We start from the raw sequence: 14,634 nt of genomic DNA on the forward strand, positions 1-14,634 counted from the left end.
CTCGCGGAAAAGATGCTCACCGCCTTTTTTAAAATATCGCGCTCTAACTTTATGTTTCTTAACTCTTTTTCTAAAAGTTGAATACGTTTTTGATCTTCTGATAATACTGATACACTTGTAAAGTTACTTGTGTACTTAGCCACTAAAAATATTCAGAAGAAATGGACAACCCCACTGCAAAATTGGAGCTTGATTATTCAACAATTATATATTAGATTTGAAGATCGAGTGGCACTTGATTTAGCGACCAAGCCCCAGGAGCAGGAGGGCTCTGGGAGCTAGCTCCCAGAGCCCTCCTGGGGCTTAACCCTGAGACAGGGTTATAATTACATTTCCAAAATTTCGTAAATTCTCTGACACTACTGGTACTTAAACTTGTAATATAAACAGTAGACTATAAAAATTTTCTGGGTTAATTTAATTAAATCATCTTCCAATCCTGAAGCTATCCGCCCTTGCTTTAAACCCATCTAAAACTGTACCACTACCAAATACACCTCCAAATCTTTTCCTTATAAGAAAAAATTTACTTTGTCCTCTAAAATTTAGTCTATCATAAAATGTAATAGGATAACCTACGCCATTACCTGAATTTGCTGAACGAACTCTATTTCTCCAAAATCTGTTCAAATTTTGGTAATTATACTTTACATTAATCCTAACACTTCTACCTCTTTGTCTAGAACTTTCAAAAAAAGTAAGTTGACCCCCGTTCATTTTAGCATTTTGTTTAAAAGCGTAATCATCTCTACTTTCTTTATCATCAAAAAGAAAAGCATGATTCTCGTCTTCTATAAACCAATCTGTATTATAAAAAACATCAGAACCATAAACTTCAGTCAATTCTTTCTCAGAAAATGTTTTGCCTTTAAAATGATAAGTTGTGTTTTCTATTTCACTAACCTCGACAGGCTCCTGTAATTCGCTTTTTGAACAGCCTATTATTACAGAAAATAGTACTATAAAAATTGATGATTTAAAAAATGTTTTCAAAATTGTAAATTTCAAGTTTTGCATAATTATAAATATTTATTGTTTTGTACATGTAAAACAAATAAAAAGCTAAATACCCTAATATTTTATTAAAAATATATGACTATCTGTTTGTTTACAGAGTGCTTTCCATTTGGTATCCAATAGGGCTATTATACGATTTGTGATTAAAAAATTCGTATAAATTCATTGAATTATTTTTTCTTTATGCAAGGCAAAAAAATCAAGCATAGCTATAGCTACGGTTTATTTTTTAAACGAAGTAGAAAGGAAAAAGAAACGATGAATATGCGAAATTTTTAGTTATAAATCGTATTATAGCTCTATCGAATAGAGCTTCAAAATATCTTCTATTAAATTTGTAACAATATTCATCTAAATAACTTTGTAAGTACTCAACACCTGTAGAATGATGTATATCTAATAATAGTCTTTTGGCATTGCTAATTGCAATATGCACCCAAAGCAGTATTTTCTGAGGTTTTCCTTTTATCTTGTATTACTGCTTGATGATCTTCTAGATGTTTTTTGATATCATTATAGTTGTTAGCTCCATATGTTGTGGCTGATGCTTTTATGTCTATATTTTCTTTGATTTGCTGATTGGCGGTTTCTTTTTTAAGGTTTTCAATGACCTTCATCTTAATAATGTCTACTTTCTTTGGGGTTTTATGTTTGTATTTCTCAGAAGGCGCTACTGGTTTTGATTCCACCATTACTAATACGGATATGGATAGCCTTAGCTATCGATACTATTTTATGACGAAGTATAGAACCAAAAGAAACAATTTTTACAGCTATTGTATGTAATAAATGGTATCTGGCACTATAGATCGCTCTGGGGTTTACATAGGTATTATCTCTGGCAAACTCCCTGTTCTCTCGCATCATCTCCATACGTGTTTGTTCTATCGGTTTTACATAATTGATATCAAAATCCATTGTGCATAATTCTTCTTGTATCGCAGCTCGATCTCTGGCGATCCAGCGATTTACTGTTTCTCTACTAAATCCACTGGCTTGTCCCCAATTGCCAAAGGCTCCTCCTGCATCCAATAAAAAATAAGTCCTGGAAATAAATCTTATCATATGAATCTAATTGTAATGAGGAGATGTTTTAAAAATCACCCAAAAAGAAAACACCAAAATTGTAAGAATACTAAATAAATAAGTCCTATACGCTGCTGTTTTCTTTTAATGTGTTTAAACTCCGCTACAAAATTTTGCCACTTATTCTGATACGAAAACAAATAATAAAATAGTAAAAAAACTAAAATAATTACTGGTATTAAAGTATAATACTTGTTATTAGTAAATATTTGCTCTGGAATTAGCATAAATACAATACTTAGTAGCAGTATGCCATGAAAAGTTCCTAATAAAATCATAGCTGAATTATGTGCCTCATCTCGTTCACTTCTAAAAGATCGATACCAACAATACCCAATAAAAAACAAATATCTAAGATATTTAGGAGGACGTATATTGATAAGCCACTCTTTCATATCTAAAATCGTTTATACCAGTTATTATATACAATGGCTGTGATACAAAATTGAATTATTTTGGGTATAGACAAGAAATAAAATCTATGGATAGCCTTAGCTATCGATACTATTTTATGACGAAGTATAGAACCAAAAGAAACAATTTTTACAGCTATTGTATGTAATAAATGGTATCTGGTACTATAGATCGCTCTGGGAGTTGCATAGGTATTATCTCGTACAAACTCTCTACTTTCTCTCATCATTTCCATACGCCTTTGTTCTATAGGTTCTATAGTATCTGGTCGGAAATAGACTATTTTCATAATTTGAAAGATTTTTGATGAAATTTAGACTTTATTTTTTGAAGTAGATACCACAGCATCAAACAATTAAAAATAAATCAAAATTTCGAAAAAAGATACAAATTTGATGTTGCTGTATTTCCGGCCAGATACTAAAAATCAATCTCAAAATCCATTGTACATAATTCCTCATCTATTGCCACACGATCTCTGGCAATCCAGCCATCTACTCAAATAGTAAAATTGAGACTTCCTAATACCTGAGATATTCTTTTCTCCATAACTTCAATACCAAATACATCTTCTAAAATAATTGGATACAACGCTAATAATAGATAAACAAATAAATAAATAAATAAATAAATAAGACCTATCTTTTGTTGCCTCCTTCTAATATGCCTAAATTCTTCTATATAAGATTTCCATTTTTTATTATATAAAAACCAATAATAATGTACTACTAAAATAAAAAATGCGAAAAGTAAAATTTGAAAATTACTAAAAACTTCTATAGAATCTTTGTAACATATTGAGCTAATATTATCCAATATAAAAATAACCATTCCATGTGGTAAAGCTAAAAACAACATAGATGATACTTGTGCATCTTCTCTTTCACTTCTAAAAGAGCGATACCAGCAATAACCTATAAAAAAAAGGTATCTTAAAAATTTAGGTGGACGTATATTCGCTAACCATTCCTTCATTTTTTAAAATCGTTTAGTACTATAGATAGCGCGAGGCGTTACATAGGTATTATCTCGTGCAAACTCTCTGCTCTCCCGTAGCATCTCCATACGAGTTTCTTCTATCGGTTTGATATAATCAATCTCAAAATCCATGGTGCATAACTCTTCTTGTATCGCAGCACGATCTCTGGCAATCCAGCCATCTACCGTTTCTCTACTAAACCCACTGGCTTGCCCCCAATTACCAAACGCTCCTCCTACATCTAACAAAAAATAAGTCCCGGAAATTGCCCAACCTACGCCTGGAATAAAACCTGTCAATCCAAAAGCTATATCAATATACTTTTTATTCTTTAGTTCGCTATAATTAGAATCATTATACTTTTTAGCATTTCTGATATCATTAATTGAAAATAAGACCGTAATAAAAAAACAAATTCTACCTCCTTTCTTCCATTTTGCCCCAGCCATTTTACCTTTGCTCTTTGCCGTGATCTCATCGATATCACGTGTCCATTTCCCATAGGTTCTGGGCGTATCCAGGCCGGGTACATTCCTAATCGGTGCCCATTCACCGGTCCAGCCCTTATAATAATTAGAAAAATTACCTGCAAACAGATTATTACTCGCCCGGTAATGATTCGCCATCATAAAACTACTGGTCGCACCGGATACCTTGCCTGCACCGCCGATCCCTGTTTTTGCCATTCCATACAGGGCATCCTGATAGTGCATCTCCCGCCACTCCGGAGGTACAGCATCCCATTCGTTTAGATAACTACTTCGGATATCTTTTTGGGTGATTTCCCAGTCCTCATACTCCACACGAGAACCACTCTCCGGATCATACGCACGGATACGGGCAATAGGATCCCCTCCCAATTCGGGGCTGATCATCATCTCTATGCTGATCTCACTACTGGCAGACATAGTGATCCAAATATCATAGCGGCTGTCATACACCTTATACCCATCTGCGGTTTCCTGGATATACCGTTCGGTAAGTTCTGCATCACTCATCGTTCTGGGATCGGTATTACCATACAGATCCTGCATCTCATAGCTGGCGCGTGTGGCAGCGGTATCATGACCCTGCATCGCTAGATCTACCTTATAGAGTGCTTCGCTTAGCTGTGTACGTGTATTGTCTATAGCGGTACGAAAATGAAAAGCTACCTTTTGTGCCTGTGCAGCAGGAGAGATACTACTCCCCGCTTCCTTACCGGCAGATTGCAGCGCCTCACGAATCAGCTCATGTACTTCTTTCAGACTTTCTGGATTGGTATACATAGCTTATGCTTTTGAGGGCCAGTTATTTTTATACTCCGCATCACCAATGGTCAATACCTCTGCAGAGATTTTTAGTTTTAGCTTAAAGGGTTCATTGCTTACTGCGTGATAATAACCACTCAGGCGCGCGCAATAAGCATTACTGAATTTTAGTGTCATCAGTGATGCCATCGAATCCCGTTTCATAAATACAACCTGACCGCTTTTGGTCTCTGTAGGGCTAATTGCCCAAGTAAGTAAGTCAGTTTTTTTCTCAAACTCCAAGGATAAAACGATAATCCCTCCCCGGGGAGAAGCAGAAGGTCTGCCATTATGATCCAGTGGTTGATCAAAATCAAAGGAACAGTCTAATAAAATATAAGAGGCATCATCAATTTCTAGTTTTGCGTGAAAAGACATAATGTTTTGTTTTATTAGTTATACTATTTAATTCAATTTCTTATCTATCTGTATGCTATAAAGGTAATTAATGCAGCAATCAAGATTGTTTGCCGATATCTCAGCCTATTTAGTATCTGATCAGGAACAGGCGATTATCATAATTTGTATCTTTTTGATGTTGCTGTATTTTCTGACCAGACACCATTTACAGTAATATCCCAGGGCAACCGCTTGAGGCTCATCGTTTTTTAGCATTAAAACACTAAAATAACAATAATACTACATGTATCCTATGAATTTATTGTGATAAAACACCTCTTTTTCACTTCCTCATCTGCACAAAATCCCCCTATGGGCAGACTTTATTGTTTTCTTCTTTACAGGAAATAAAAAATGGCATCACAGAGGCATCCTAGATTCCTACTATAGCTCGGGCTGATATATAGCCGTTATAAAAATTAGTATTGGCATTCTTAAATCGTTTCATCACCTTATCTATTCTATTTGCCAGCAGTGCGGTAACTTGCTCAAAGAGATCTGCCATTTGTATCGTTGCTTGCTTTTCTGCAATGCGATATTGTCTGGGTTGCCCGTTTAATGTAAGAAACTGATCCATACTATTTTTTAGATCGGTAATCTGATCTGCTGTTACCCCATAATCAGCAAGGTTCTCCAGGTGCTGCTCCAGCAATGTTATCGTTTCTGAGATAACGGTAATAAAATCCTGATTGCGGGTGCTGTAGAGATCTGTAAAAGTTTTTGCCGCTTTTTGTTCTAGTTCTACCAGAGTATTGATCGCCGCATAGGCTTCCAGCGAATCGTTGAGGATATCTGCTTTCTCTGATACAAATCGTTTTTGTGTGGTTTTATCATTTCCCAGATAGATCCTTGCGGCTTCCTGATCTTTTTGCTGTGTCTGGATACTTACCAGTAGCGTATCCAGTTCATTTTTTAAGGTAACCAGAATAGGTACCCCGCTCCATACAGCCGTATTGGCATTGAGATAGGTATTTACCGCTTCGTACATGTCTAATCGATTAATTTGTCTTTGATCCATAATTTTTGAGTTTTTAAAAAATGAGTTCTATATTATAGTGTACAGTCAGAAATACAGTAAAGTTTCATCAAAATCTTTTAAATTATGAAAACCGCCTATTTCAGACCATACATTATATAGATGTCACTGTACCGCAAATTGTTACCTGTTTTTTTTGATTTTTTTTAGGTAAAAATTGTTTGCATACCATATTATGAACACCAATACCCTCATACCGCCCATCTGAAAAGGGATTGCCGCTGGCTAAGCATTACCAATAAATAAAAATGAATACCAGAAAAAAAAACAGCTAATTATGTTATCAACGTAAATACTTATTTTTTGACTGTAGATGGTCATTTTATCACTGTAGATACGTATTTTTTGACTGTAGATGGTCATTTTATTACTGTAGCTACGTATTTTTCGACTGTAGATACTCATTTTATCACTGTAGCTACGTATTTTTTGACTGTAGATGGTCATTTTATCACTGTAGCTACGTATTTTTTGACTGTAGATAGGTGTTTTTTGACTGTAGCTGGTTGTTTTATCATTTTATCTAATATACCTTATAGCAAAAACAATAATGATGAGATAAGATCTTATTATTTTTAAACTTTTGCTATTGATTATAGGGCTAAGAGCTTGTTTAAAAACCCTGCTGCCTGCTAATCATCACTTTGACAACCTTGACTTTATTTCAAATAAGTAACGTATCCCGATATGTCGCCGATTTGAAGTATCGTAAGAACGACAAACTACTGACAATCAGTTTTCATTGTTTTTAAACACATGCTCTAATCCCAATATCTATTATGCTAAAAAAGTAACACAGGAATCTATGGATATACTTTCTATTTACCTGATACATATTCTGGAAACCATTTATAAAAAAGTGTTTGGATTTTGATTATTTAAAAAAGTCTCAGATCAGCTAATACTGGTTAAATCTTTATCTTTGGATAAACAAAAAATTACATGTCAGAATACACATTGCTTCTTGTTGCGGTTATTGCAGGTATCATTGGCTTTTTTATTGGTAAATATGTGACATCATTAAAAAACAAAAGTGATCAGAGTGCGCTAAACGAACGTGCTAATCAGCTGCAATTGCAGTTTGATGAAGCACAAAAAACAGCGGATCAACAACTAACCTTCACAATACAGCAGCATCAGGAATACAAACAAACTATAGAGAAACAACTTTCTGATATTGCCAAAGAACGTGATGAGATCCGCAGAGAAAAAGATTTTCTGAACACAGAGCTTACCCGTCGCAATACAGAATTCGAGAACTTACGGCTTAAAAATCAGGAGCAAAAAGAAGAAGTAGAAAAACTTCAGGAAAAATTCACAAAAGAGTTTGAAAACCTCGCCAATAAGATTCTGGACTCAACATCCAATAAATTTACAGAGCAGAATAAGGAGAACATCAAAAACATCCTGAATCCACTACAGGAAAAGATCAATATATTCGAGAAAAAAGTAGAACAAACCCATAAAGAGAGTATCGGTAATCACGCCGCCCTACGCCAGCAGATTCTCGGGCTCAAGGACCTCAACGAACAGATGAGCAAAGAAGCCACCAACCTGACCAAAGCCCTAAAGGGAGACAGTAAAATGCAAGGAAACTGGGGCGAACTGGTACTGGAGCGTGTCCTGGAAAAATCGGGACTGGAAAAAGACCGTGAGTATTTTGTACAACAAAGTTTTACCACCGCAGATGGACAGCGTATACTACCGGATGTGGTTATCCATCTGCCGGATCATAAAAAAATGGTAATTGATTCTAAAGTGAGCCTTACAGCTTACGAACGTTTTGTGAACGAAGATGATGAAACCCTGAGAGCAAACTACCTAAAAGAACACATCACTTCTTTAAAACGTCATATTGATCAATTATCAGAAAAAAATTATCAGGACATTTATGATATAGAGTCACCAGATTTTGTATTGCTATTTGTACCCATAGAACCTGCTTTTGCCATTGCTATTAATGACGATAGTAAACTATATAATCAGGCTTTTGAGAAAAACATCGTGATTGTTACCCCGTCTACCCTTCTGGCAACCTTGCGTACCATTGATACCATGTGGAACAATGAAAAGCAGCAACGCAATGCTATCGAGATCGCCCGGCAGGCAGGAGCACTATATGATAAGTTTGAAGGACTGGTAAAAGACCTGACCGGAGTAGGCAAAAAAATTGATGATGCCAAAAAAGATTACACCGCTGCCATGAGCAAACTCGTGAACGGAAGAGGAAATCTAATCACAAGTGTAGAGAAACTCAAAAAAATGGGAGCCAAAGCAAAAAAAGCACTCCCGGAGGCTATTATAAAAAGAGCTTCAGAAGAAGATTAATACTAAAAACATTACTATGAAAAAAAATATACGCAACTTGATACTATTACTTTTTGTTGTTGTTACCAAAATAGTAATTGCCCAACAAACCTATTTCCCTGAACGTGGAAACTGGGAAGAGAAATTACCATCGACGTTTAATATTAATACCACAGCGCTTCAGGAAGCCATCCAATATGCCCAAAACAATGAGTACTCGGGAGCCAAGGATCTGCGACAAGCCATCCTGAAAGGTTTCCAGCGAGAACCCTATCATACCATCTTAGGCCCCACAAAAAAACGAGGAACTCCTGCCGGGATCATTCTCAAAAACGGATATATCATTGCCAAATGGGGAGATGTCGCACGGGTAGATATGACATTTAGTGTTACCAAGAGTTATTTATCTACCTTGGCTGGACTGGCAATAGATGAGAAACTCATTAATTCTGTAGATGATTTTGTATCCTCCTATATCTGGGATACTACCTTTGATGGCAAACATAACAAAACAATACGCTGGAGACACCTGCTCACACAATCATCAGACTGGTCAGGGCAATTATGGGGAGGTTATGACTGGGCAGACAGACCCCCGGCAACTGGTGATATCGATGATTGGAAACACAGAAAACTACACGAACCCGGAACCGTTTTTGAATATAATGACGTACGCGTAAATGTATTGGCATATTCACTCCTAAATATCTGGAGAAAACCACTGCCACAGGTATTAAAAGAAAAGATTATGGATCCCATAGGAGCCTCTACCACCTGGAGATGGTATGGGTATAAGAATTCCTGGGTACCTATAGATGGTATCAATATGCAATCCGTGAGTGGTGGCGGGCATTCTGGTGGCGGACTCTTTATTAACACCCTGGATCACGCCCGCTTTGGATTATTATTCTTACATAATGGCATGTGGAAAAACCAACAATTACTCTCTGAAAACTGGATCAAAGAAGCTACCACACCATCAAAAGCTAATCCTAATTATGGCTTTATGTGGTGGTTAAACCAAAAAGGAAATCGCCATTGGCAGGGATTGCCAGAACACATCTATTATGCTGCAGGTTTTGGAGGGAATTTTATCATTGTTGACAAAAAAAACAACATCGTGATAATTACCAGATGGTTAGAACCTGATAAAATTGATGAATTTGTATCCAAAATTTATGCATCTTTGTAATTATATAAAAACTTAAGCCATGTTTTCAACACTATTTTTTATCAAAAAAAGACAGGTTCTTGCACCGCTCCTTTTGGTACTTGCAATACTTGTAAGCTGTACAAAAGATACTGATAATCTCGATTTTGTATCTGGAACAATAGAAAGCATATCTCCCGACAGTGGCCCTGGTGATACCGAGGTAACCATTACAGGCATTGCATTTGCCGGAGATATCAATACGATCGCTGTATTTTTTAATGATACAGAAGCCGTGGTAAATACTGTAACTCCTACAGAGATCAAAGCTGTTGTACCTAGAAAAGCTATGACAGGAATCGTAAAAATAGTGATCAATGGTGAAGAGATCCTGGGACCGGAGTTTAATTACATTCTTACTCCTGCACAAGTATCAACACTGATAAGAAGCGAAATGCCAGGCGATGTTGATGGTCCCGCAGCAGATGCATCTTTTTCTGCATTATGGGGGTTATTAACGGATGAAGAAGGTTCTTTGTTTATCTCTGATTACGGAAATAATAAAATCAGAAAAATCGATAGCAACGGTATCGTAAGCACAGTAACAGGCATGACTGGAGTAGCTGGTGATATGGATGGTACGCTGGCAGAAGCTACTTTCAGCAATCCGAGAAGTATGACTAGGGATTCTGAAGGGAATATTATAGTAGCAGACTTTGAAGCTCATAAAATCAGAAAAATTAATCTTAGTGCCGGATCCGTAGAAACGATTGCGGGGACAGGAGATTTTGGGCTTGTTAATGGTGATGGCAGCATTGCCCAGTTTTCTTCTCCCTTAGGTCTCACCATAGATGCCTCTGATAATATATATGTAACCGAATTCGGTAATGCAACGATCAGAAAAATTACGCCAGATAATACGGTAAGTACTCTGGTAGGTACCGGAGTCGTAGGATTTGTAGATGGTCCCCCAGATGTTGCCCAGATAAATTTTACTTCGGGTATGGAAATTGACAGTGATGGCAATATTATATTCGCTGATTCTGGGAATCATAGTATCAGAAAAGTAACCCCTGCCGGAGTCGTAACTACCATCGCAGGCACCGGAGAAGCAGGTGATGTCAATGGAGAAGGAAGTGTAGCACAATTTAGTGCCCCCCTGGATGTAGATATCGATTCTGAAGGGAATATCTATGTGGTAGATTTTAGTAATTCAAAAATAAAAGTAATCACTCCCGACGGAATGGTCAGCACCTATGCAGGCACCGGGGAAACAGGTTTTATGGATGGTATCCCGTCTATAGCCACCTTTAATAATCCAAGAAGTCTTTTTATTGATCAAAATGACCTCATATATGTAATCACAGACGACAGCATCCGATTAATAAATCCAGCGTTCTAAAACAACCTATGAAAAAAATACTTGCAATCATTATTATAGCCCTAATCCTTTTATTCGCTTCCTGGTTTGCGACTATCTATTACACCACTTATAGCCAAGGAGTCAGAAGCGGTGAATTAATTAAATTTAGCCACAAAGGATTGGTATTCAAAACCTGGGAAGGAGAAATAAGCCAGGGGATTTCAGGAGCTCAGATATTTAGTTTCTCTGTAGAGGATAAAAATAAAGAAGTCATAAAAAAACTAGAAGAATATCAGGGCAGATATGTAAAACTAAGCTATAAAGAACGGTTTTCTAAAATTTCGTGGCTGGGAGATTCTAAATATTTTATCATCGATGTCAAAGAAGAAGCGTCTCCTCATTTCAGAAAATAAGTATGTGTCCTTTTATTTTGATAACGAAACGATTTCTACTTTTTTGATTCTGAAGAAAAACAGTTGTTTTTTGTTTCAATTGAAGTATATTTTGTATTGAGAAATGATAGTATAGCCATACTCCTTTTATAAGAGCTTGTTTAAAAACCTTACTTCCTGAAAACAACTATTTTAAGAACCGTGAGCTTACTTCAAATAATTAAAATATCTCGATATTCTCATCATTTGAAGTGTCCTCAGAACCTCAAACTATTGATTTTCAATTTGTATTCTTTTTAAACATACTCTAATACGATTTATTACTAAAAATTTCGCATATTCATCGTTTCTTTTTCCTTTCTACTTCGTTTAAAAAATAAACCGTAGCTATAGCTATGCTTGATTTTTTTGCCTTGCATAAAGAAAAAATAATTCAATGAATTTATACGAATTTTTTAATCACAAATCGTATAAATACTCAAATAAAAATCAACATTTTTTGTTCAGACAAAAAAAATAAAGCAATCGCCTAATTATAACTACTTTTTATTTTGAAGTATACACGAAAAAGAGCAAATTTGAACGGGTAATTTTAAGCCCTAAATGGTATTAGTATCTAAAATTTGAATTTATGAATGATATACAAAAAGTATTTGTATTCCTGGGACAAGGAACTCAATATAGAGAAATGGGATATGACTTATATAAAAACAATCATGTTTTTAGATCAAGCATAGAGGACAGTGAAATAATAATTCAGAAAAATCTAAATAGATCATTAATTGAAGCGCTTTATGAAAATACCCAAAAGGACTTTGATGACCTATTAATAACCCATCCAGCAATAGTTGCTGTAGAAATAGCAATGTATAAAGTCTTGATAAGTTTAGACATCACGCCTGATTATGTCATCGGGAATAGTTTAGGTGAATTTGCAGCCGGAGTGGCTGGTGGGATATGGGACTCAAGTACCGCTGTAGAAGCCTCTATAGCTCAGGCAAAGAGTATTCAAAAAAAAGGCCTGATAGGATTAGGTAGTATGATTGCCGTAATTGATCAGGAACATACACTTGACAAGAATTCTTTTTTGGATTATAACCTCTATTTGGCTTCAAATAATTTTGATGGTCACTATACGGTTTCCGGATTGAATAAAGATTTAGAAGCCTTTGAATATATGCTCAAAGATCAAAGTATTAGTTTTATTCGTCTTCCTGTAAAAGTTCCTTTTCATAGTCCTCTCATGAAGGATTCGATGCATGATTTTAAACAATATCTGTCGACTCTCGAAGGAATAAACCAGTATCCTACTAAAAAATTTATCTCTGGATTACACTGTAGTCACATAGATCATATCGCTGACAATTATTTTGAACAAGTTGTATCTCAATACACAAATTTTTCAAAAGTTGTAGACTATATCGAAAGCAAAGGATCTTTCTTGTATATCGACCTGGGACCATCAGGTACCGGATCAACTTTTGTGAAATACAACTTACCACCAGCATCTCAGGGATCAAAAACATTTTCGATTATGAGTCCTTTTAAAAATGAAGGTAACAGATTGATAAAACTGAAAGAAGTGTTGGCATCCAATGATTTACAAGTATGCTAAAAAGAGCCAGCCGCCTAGTAGTAATTTGTCGAAGCGTAGCATAGAGAAACTGTATCGAGACCTCATCAAAAAAGTAGCACTGATTACATCTCGATACACGCTCGTACCTTACGCGCTCAATGAGACGGATCATTCATATCTATATTGCGTTACTTTTTTTATAGAAGCCTACAGCTTTCGTAAGTTTTAATCCATAGTTTTGACTACTTTTGAAATTAATTAGAAACGTATGAAAAAGTATAAAAAATCTAAAGAATCCAGAGTGATCATTTCAGAATTAATGCTTCCCTCCCATTCTAATTTTAGTGGAAAAATTCATGGAGGATATATCCTATCTCTTATGGATCAGATTGCATTTGCCTGTGGCTCCAAACATTCTGAAACCTATTGCGTTACAGCGAGTGTGGATAAAGTAGATTTTCTAAAACCTATAGAAGTGGGCGAATTGGTTACTATGAAAGCCTCTGTTAATAATGTAGGCAATACTTCTATGGTGGTGGGCGTTCGGGTAGAAGCCGAAAATATAATGACTGGTAAAGTAAAACATTGTAATTCGAGTTACTTTACAATGGTTGCCAAAGATAATAAAGGGAAAAGTGTTCCTGTTCCCGGGTTAGTTCTGGAAAATGAAACCAGTGTACGACGTTTTGTGCGCAGTATTATAAGAAAAGAGGATGCCAAAGCCAGACGCGATCGGTTTAAAGCTTCAGAATTCGAATTAGAGGAACACTTAGAATTGTTAAAAGAGTATAACGTAAAAATTACACTATAATTAATGTGTCCCTTTTTCGTTATATTTTTGTTATCTTGAAAAGAAAAATGAAATTATGAAAGCCCCGATAAGAATTCTCTTTGTAGTATCAGCATTGCTATTTTTTACCAATTGTGGAGGTAGTGATGATGATGCATCAGATCCTGAAATTATGATAGATCCTGATCCGATTCCCGGAAAAACTTCTACCTATACCGGGGATGTCAAAGCCATTATTGATACGCACTGTCTGGAGTGTCACGGTGATCCACTTGATCAGGGAGCTCCTATGATGCTGATAAACTATGATCAGACAGTAAATGCAGTAGAATCAAGAGACTTATTTGGTAGAGTAGCTACCAGAAATGCTTTTAATGTGATGCCACAGTCTGGAAGATTACCACAAGCAACTATAACGATTATAGAAGACTGGATTGCTGATGGTCTTGTAGAGTAATAGCAATTAATATACGCTACTTTTTAATGTAATCTATGATATAATTAATTCTTAGTTTTGATATTCATAAACTTTTTTACTAACCTGAATTTCAATTATCTTATACCATTTTTGCTTTAAAATTACCCAAATAAAATACAGTTGTTTTTTCTTTAGGCAAAAAAGAAAAGTTCAGCATAGCCTAATCTACGGTTAATTTTTATTTTGAAGCATAAGGGGGAGAGAACAAATTTTAGTGGGTAATTTTAAGGTAGAAATGATATTATACGATTTGTGATTAAAAAATTCGTATAAATTCATTGAATTATTTTTTCTTTATGCAAGGCAAAAAAATCAAGCATAGCTATAGCTACGGTTTATTTTTTAAACGAAGTAGAAA

General features: G+C 35.6%; 16 protein-coding genes and 1 pseudogene. 8 read left to right on the forward strand and 9 right to left on the reverse strand.

Annotated features, from left to right (window positions below; all coding sequences use genetic code 11):
- Window positions 1-426: 426 nt before the first annotated feature.
- From F0000_RS25410 to F0000_RS25445, 9 genes and pseudogenes are all read right to left on the reverse strand, one after another.
- Window positions 427-993: a hypothetical protein gene (locus tag F0000_RS25410; protein WP_149627517.1), complete on the reverse strand. Its 567-nt coding sequence runs from the start codon at window positions 991-993 to the stop codon at window positions 427-429.
- Window positions 994-1,246: 253 nt separating this feature from the next.
- Window positions 1,247-1,462, reverse strand: a pseudogene (locus F0000_RS28450) (IS1595 family transposase); the annotation flags it as partial.
- Entirely contained in the window at window positions 1,437-1,709 is a 273-nt protein-coding gene (locus F0000_RS25415) for a hypothetical protein (protein WP_149627518.1), read from the reverse strand. The pseudogene F0000_RS28450 and the gene F0000_RS25415, both read right to left, overlap by 26 nt.
- The gene (locus F0000_RS25420) at window positions 1,678-2,082 is read right to left on the reverse strand and encodes a hypothetical protein (RefSeq protein WP_149627519.1); all 405 of its coding nucleotides are present in this window, start codon (window positions 2,080-2,082) and stop codon (window positions 1,678-1,680) included. The genes F0000_RS25415 and F0000_RS25420 overlap by 32 nt, the downstream gene beginning before the upstream one ends.
- Window positions 2,083-2,500: 418 nt before the next feature.
- Entirely contained in the window at window positions 2,501-2,806 is a 306-nt protein-coding gene (locus tag F0000_RS25425; RefSeq protein WP_149627520.1) for a hypothetical protein, read from the reverse strand.
- 209 nt (window positions 2,807-3,015) lie between these two features.
- Window positions 3,016-3,492 (reverse strand): hypothetical protein, encoded by a 477-nt coding sequence (locus F0000_RS25430; protein ID WP_149627521.1) that lies wholly within the window; start codon window positions 3,490-3,492, stop codon window positions 3,016-3,018.
- A 3-nt stretch (window positions 3,493-3,495) separates the two neighbouring features.
- Window positions 3,496-4,764, reverse strand: coding sequence for a hypothetical protein (locus F0000_RS25435; RefSeq protein WP_149627522.1), 1,269 nt, complete (start codon window positions 4,762-4,764; stop codon window positions 3,496-3,498).
- Window positions 4,765-4,767: 3 nt separating this feature from the next.
- The gene (tssD, locus tag F0000_RS25440) at window positions 4,768-5,163 is read right to left on the reverse strand and encodes a type VI secretion system tube protein TssD (RefSeq protein ID WP_149627523.1); all 396 of its coding nucleotides are present in this window, start codon (window positions 5,161-5,163) and stop codon (window positions 4,768-4,770) included.
- Between the two features lie 394 nt (window positions 5,164-5,557).
- Window positions 5,558-6,202 carry a hypothetical protein gene (locus F0000_RS25445; RefSeq protein WP_149627524.1) on the reverse strand — a complete coding sequence of 215 codons (645 nt, stop codon included), beginning with the start codon at window positions 6,200-6,202 and terminating at the stop codon, window positions 5,558-5,560.
- Window positions 6,203-6,523: 321 nt separating this feature from the next.
- Between F0000_RS25445 and F0000_RS25450 the strand changes: the two genes are divergently transcribed.
- The 8 genes from F0000_RS25450 to F0000_RS25485 all read left to right on the forward strand — a co-directional run bounded on the left by F0000_RS25450 (window position 6,524) and on the right by F0000_RS25485 (window position 14,255).
- A complete protein-coding gene (locus F0000_RS25450) occupies window positions 6,524-6,799 on the forward strand; it encodes a ubiquitin-like domain-containing protein (RefSeq protein ID WP_149627525.1) in 276 nt (91 codons plus the stop codon).
- Window positions 6,800-7,162: 363 nt separating this feature from the next.
- The gene (gene rmuC, locus F0000_RS25455; protein ID WP_149627526.1) at window positions 7,163-8,548 is read left to right on the forward strand and encodes a DNA recombination protein RmuC; all 1,386 of its coding nucleotides are present in this window, start codon (window positions 7,163-7,165) and stop codon (window positions 8,546-8,548) included.
- A 16-nt stretch (window positions 8,549-8,564) separates the two neighbouring features.
- Window positions 8,565-9,719: a serine hydrolase gene (locus F0000_RS25460; RefSeq protein WP_149627527.1), complete on the forward strand. Its 1,155-nt coding sequence runs from the start codon at window positions 8,565-8,567 to the stop codon at window positions 9,717-9,719.
- A gap of 19 nt (window positions 9,720-9,738) precedes the next feature.
- The gene (locus F0000_RS25465) at window positions 9,739-11,079 is read left to right on the forward strand and encodes an IPT/TIG domain-containing protein (protein WP_149627528.1); all 1,341 of its coding nucleotides are present in this window, start codon (window positions 9,739-9,741) and stop codon (window positions 11,077-11,079) included.
- An 8-nt stretch (window positions 11,080-11,087) separates the two neighbouring features.
- Window positions 11,088-11,453 carry a 6-phosphogluconate dehydrogenase gene (locus tag F0000_RS25470; RefSeq protein ID WP_149627529.1) on the forward strand — a complete coding sequence of 122 codons (366 nt, stop codon included), beginning with the start codon at window positions 11,088-11,090 and terminating at the stop codon, window positions 11,451-11,453.
- Between the two features lie 610 nt (window positions 11,454-12,063).
- On the forward strand, window positions 12,064-13,047 hold the full coding sequence (locus tag F0000_RS25475; RefSeq protein ID WP_149627530.1) for an acyltransferase domain-containing protein: 984 nt from the start codon (window positions 12,064-12,066) through the stop codon (window positions 13,045-13,047).
- 229 nt (window positions 13,048-13,276) lie between these two features.
- On the forward strand, window positions 13,277-13,819 hold the full coding sequence (locus F0000_RS25480; RefSeq protein WP_149627531.1) for an acyl-CoA thioesterase: 543 nt from the start codon (window positions 13,277-13,279) through the stop codon (window positions 13,817-13,819).
- 55 nt (window positions 13,820-13,874) lie between these two features.
- Window positions 13,875-14,255 (forward strand): hypothetical protein, encoded by a 381-nt coding sequence (locus F0000_RS25485; RefSeq protein WP_149627532.1) that lies wholly within the window; start codon window positions 13,875-13,877, stop codon window positions 14,253-14,255.
- Window positions 14,256-14,634: the final 379 nt, after the last annotated feature.

This window comes from Aquimarina sp. RZ0, from assembly GCF_008370685.1.
GTDB lineage: Bacteria > Bacteroidota > Bacteroidia > Flavobacteriales > Flavobacteriaceae > Aquimarina.

Excerpts from the sequence above, each read along its gene's own strand:
- F0000_RS25415 (WP_149627518.1), bottom strand. The coding sequence starts at position 1,709 with ATGGTGGAATCAAAACCAGTAGCGCCTTCTGAGAAATACAAACATAAA.
- F0000_RS25420 (WP_149627519.1), bottom strand. The coding sequence starts at position 2,082 with ATGATAAGATTTATTTCCAGGACTTATTTTTTATTGGATGCAGGAGGA.
- F0000_RS25425 (WP_149627520.1), bottom strand. The coding sequence starts at position 2,806 with ATGAAAATAGTCTATTTCCGACCAGATACTATAGAACCTATAGAACAA.
- F0000_RS25430 (WP_149627521.1), bottom strand. The coding sequence starts at position 3,492 with ATGAAGGAATGGTTAGCGAATATACGTCCACCTAAATTTTTAAGATAC.
- F0000_RS25435 (WP_149627522.1), bottom strand. The coding sequence starts at position 4,764 with ATGTATACCAATCCAGAAAGTCTGAAAGAAGTACATGAGCTGATTCGT.
- tssD (WP_149627523.1), bottom strand. The coding sequence starts at position 5,163 with ATGTCTTTTCACGCAAAACTAGAAATTGATGATGCCTCTTATATTTTA.
- F0000_RS25445 (WP_149627524.1), bottom strand. The coding sequence starts at position 6,202 with ATGGATCAAAGACAAATTAATCGATTAGACATGTACGAAGCGGTAAAT.
- rmuC (WP_149627526.1), top strand. The coding sequence starts at position 7,163 with ATGTCAGAATACACATTGCTTCTTGTTGCGGTTATTGCAGGTATCATT.
- F0000_RS25460 (WP_149627527.1), top strand. The coding sequence starts at position 8,565 with ATGAAAAAAAATATACGCAACTTGATACTATTACTTTTTGTTGTTGTT.
- F0000_RS25465 (WP_149627528.1), top strand. The coding sequence starts at position 9,739 with ATGTTTTCAACACTATTTTTTATCAAAAAAAGACAGGTTCTTGCACCG.
- F0000_RS25470 (WP_149627529.1), top strand. The coding sequence starts at position 11,088 with ATGAAAAAAATACTTGCAATCATTATTATAGCCCTAATCCTTTTATTC.
- F0000_RS25475 (WP_149627530.1), top strand. The coding sequence starts at position 12,064 with ATGAATGATATACAAAAAGTATTTGTATTCCTGGGACAAGGAACTCAA.
- F0000_RS25480 (WP_149627531.1), top strand. The coding sequence starts at position 13,277 with ATGAAAAAGTATAAAAAATCTAAAGAATCCAGAGTGATCATTTCAGAA.
- F0000_RS25485 (WP_149627532.1), top strand. The coding sequence starts at position 13,875 with ATGAAAGCCCCGATAAGAATTCTCTTTGTAGTATCAGCATTGCTATTT.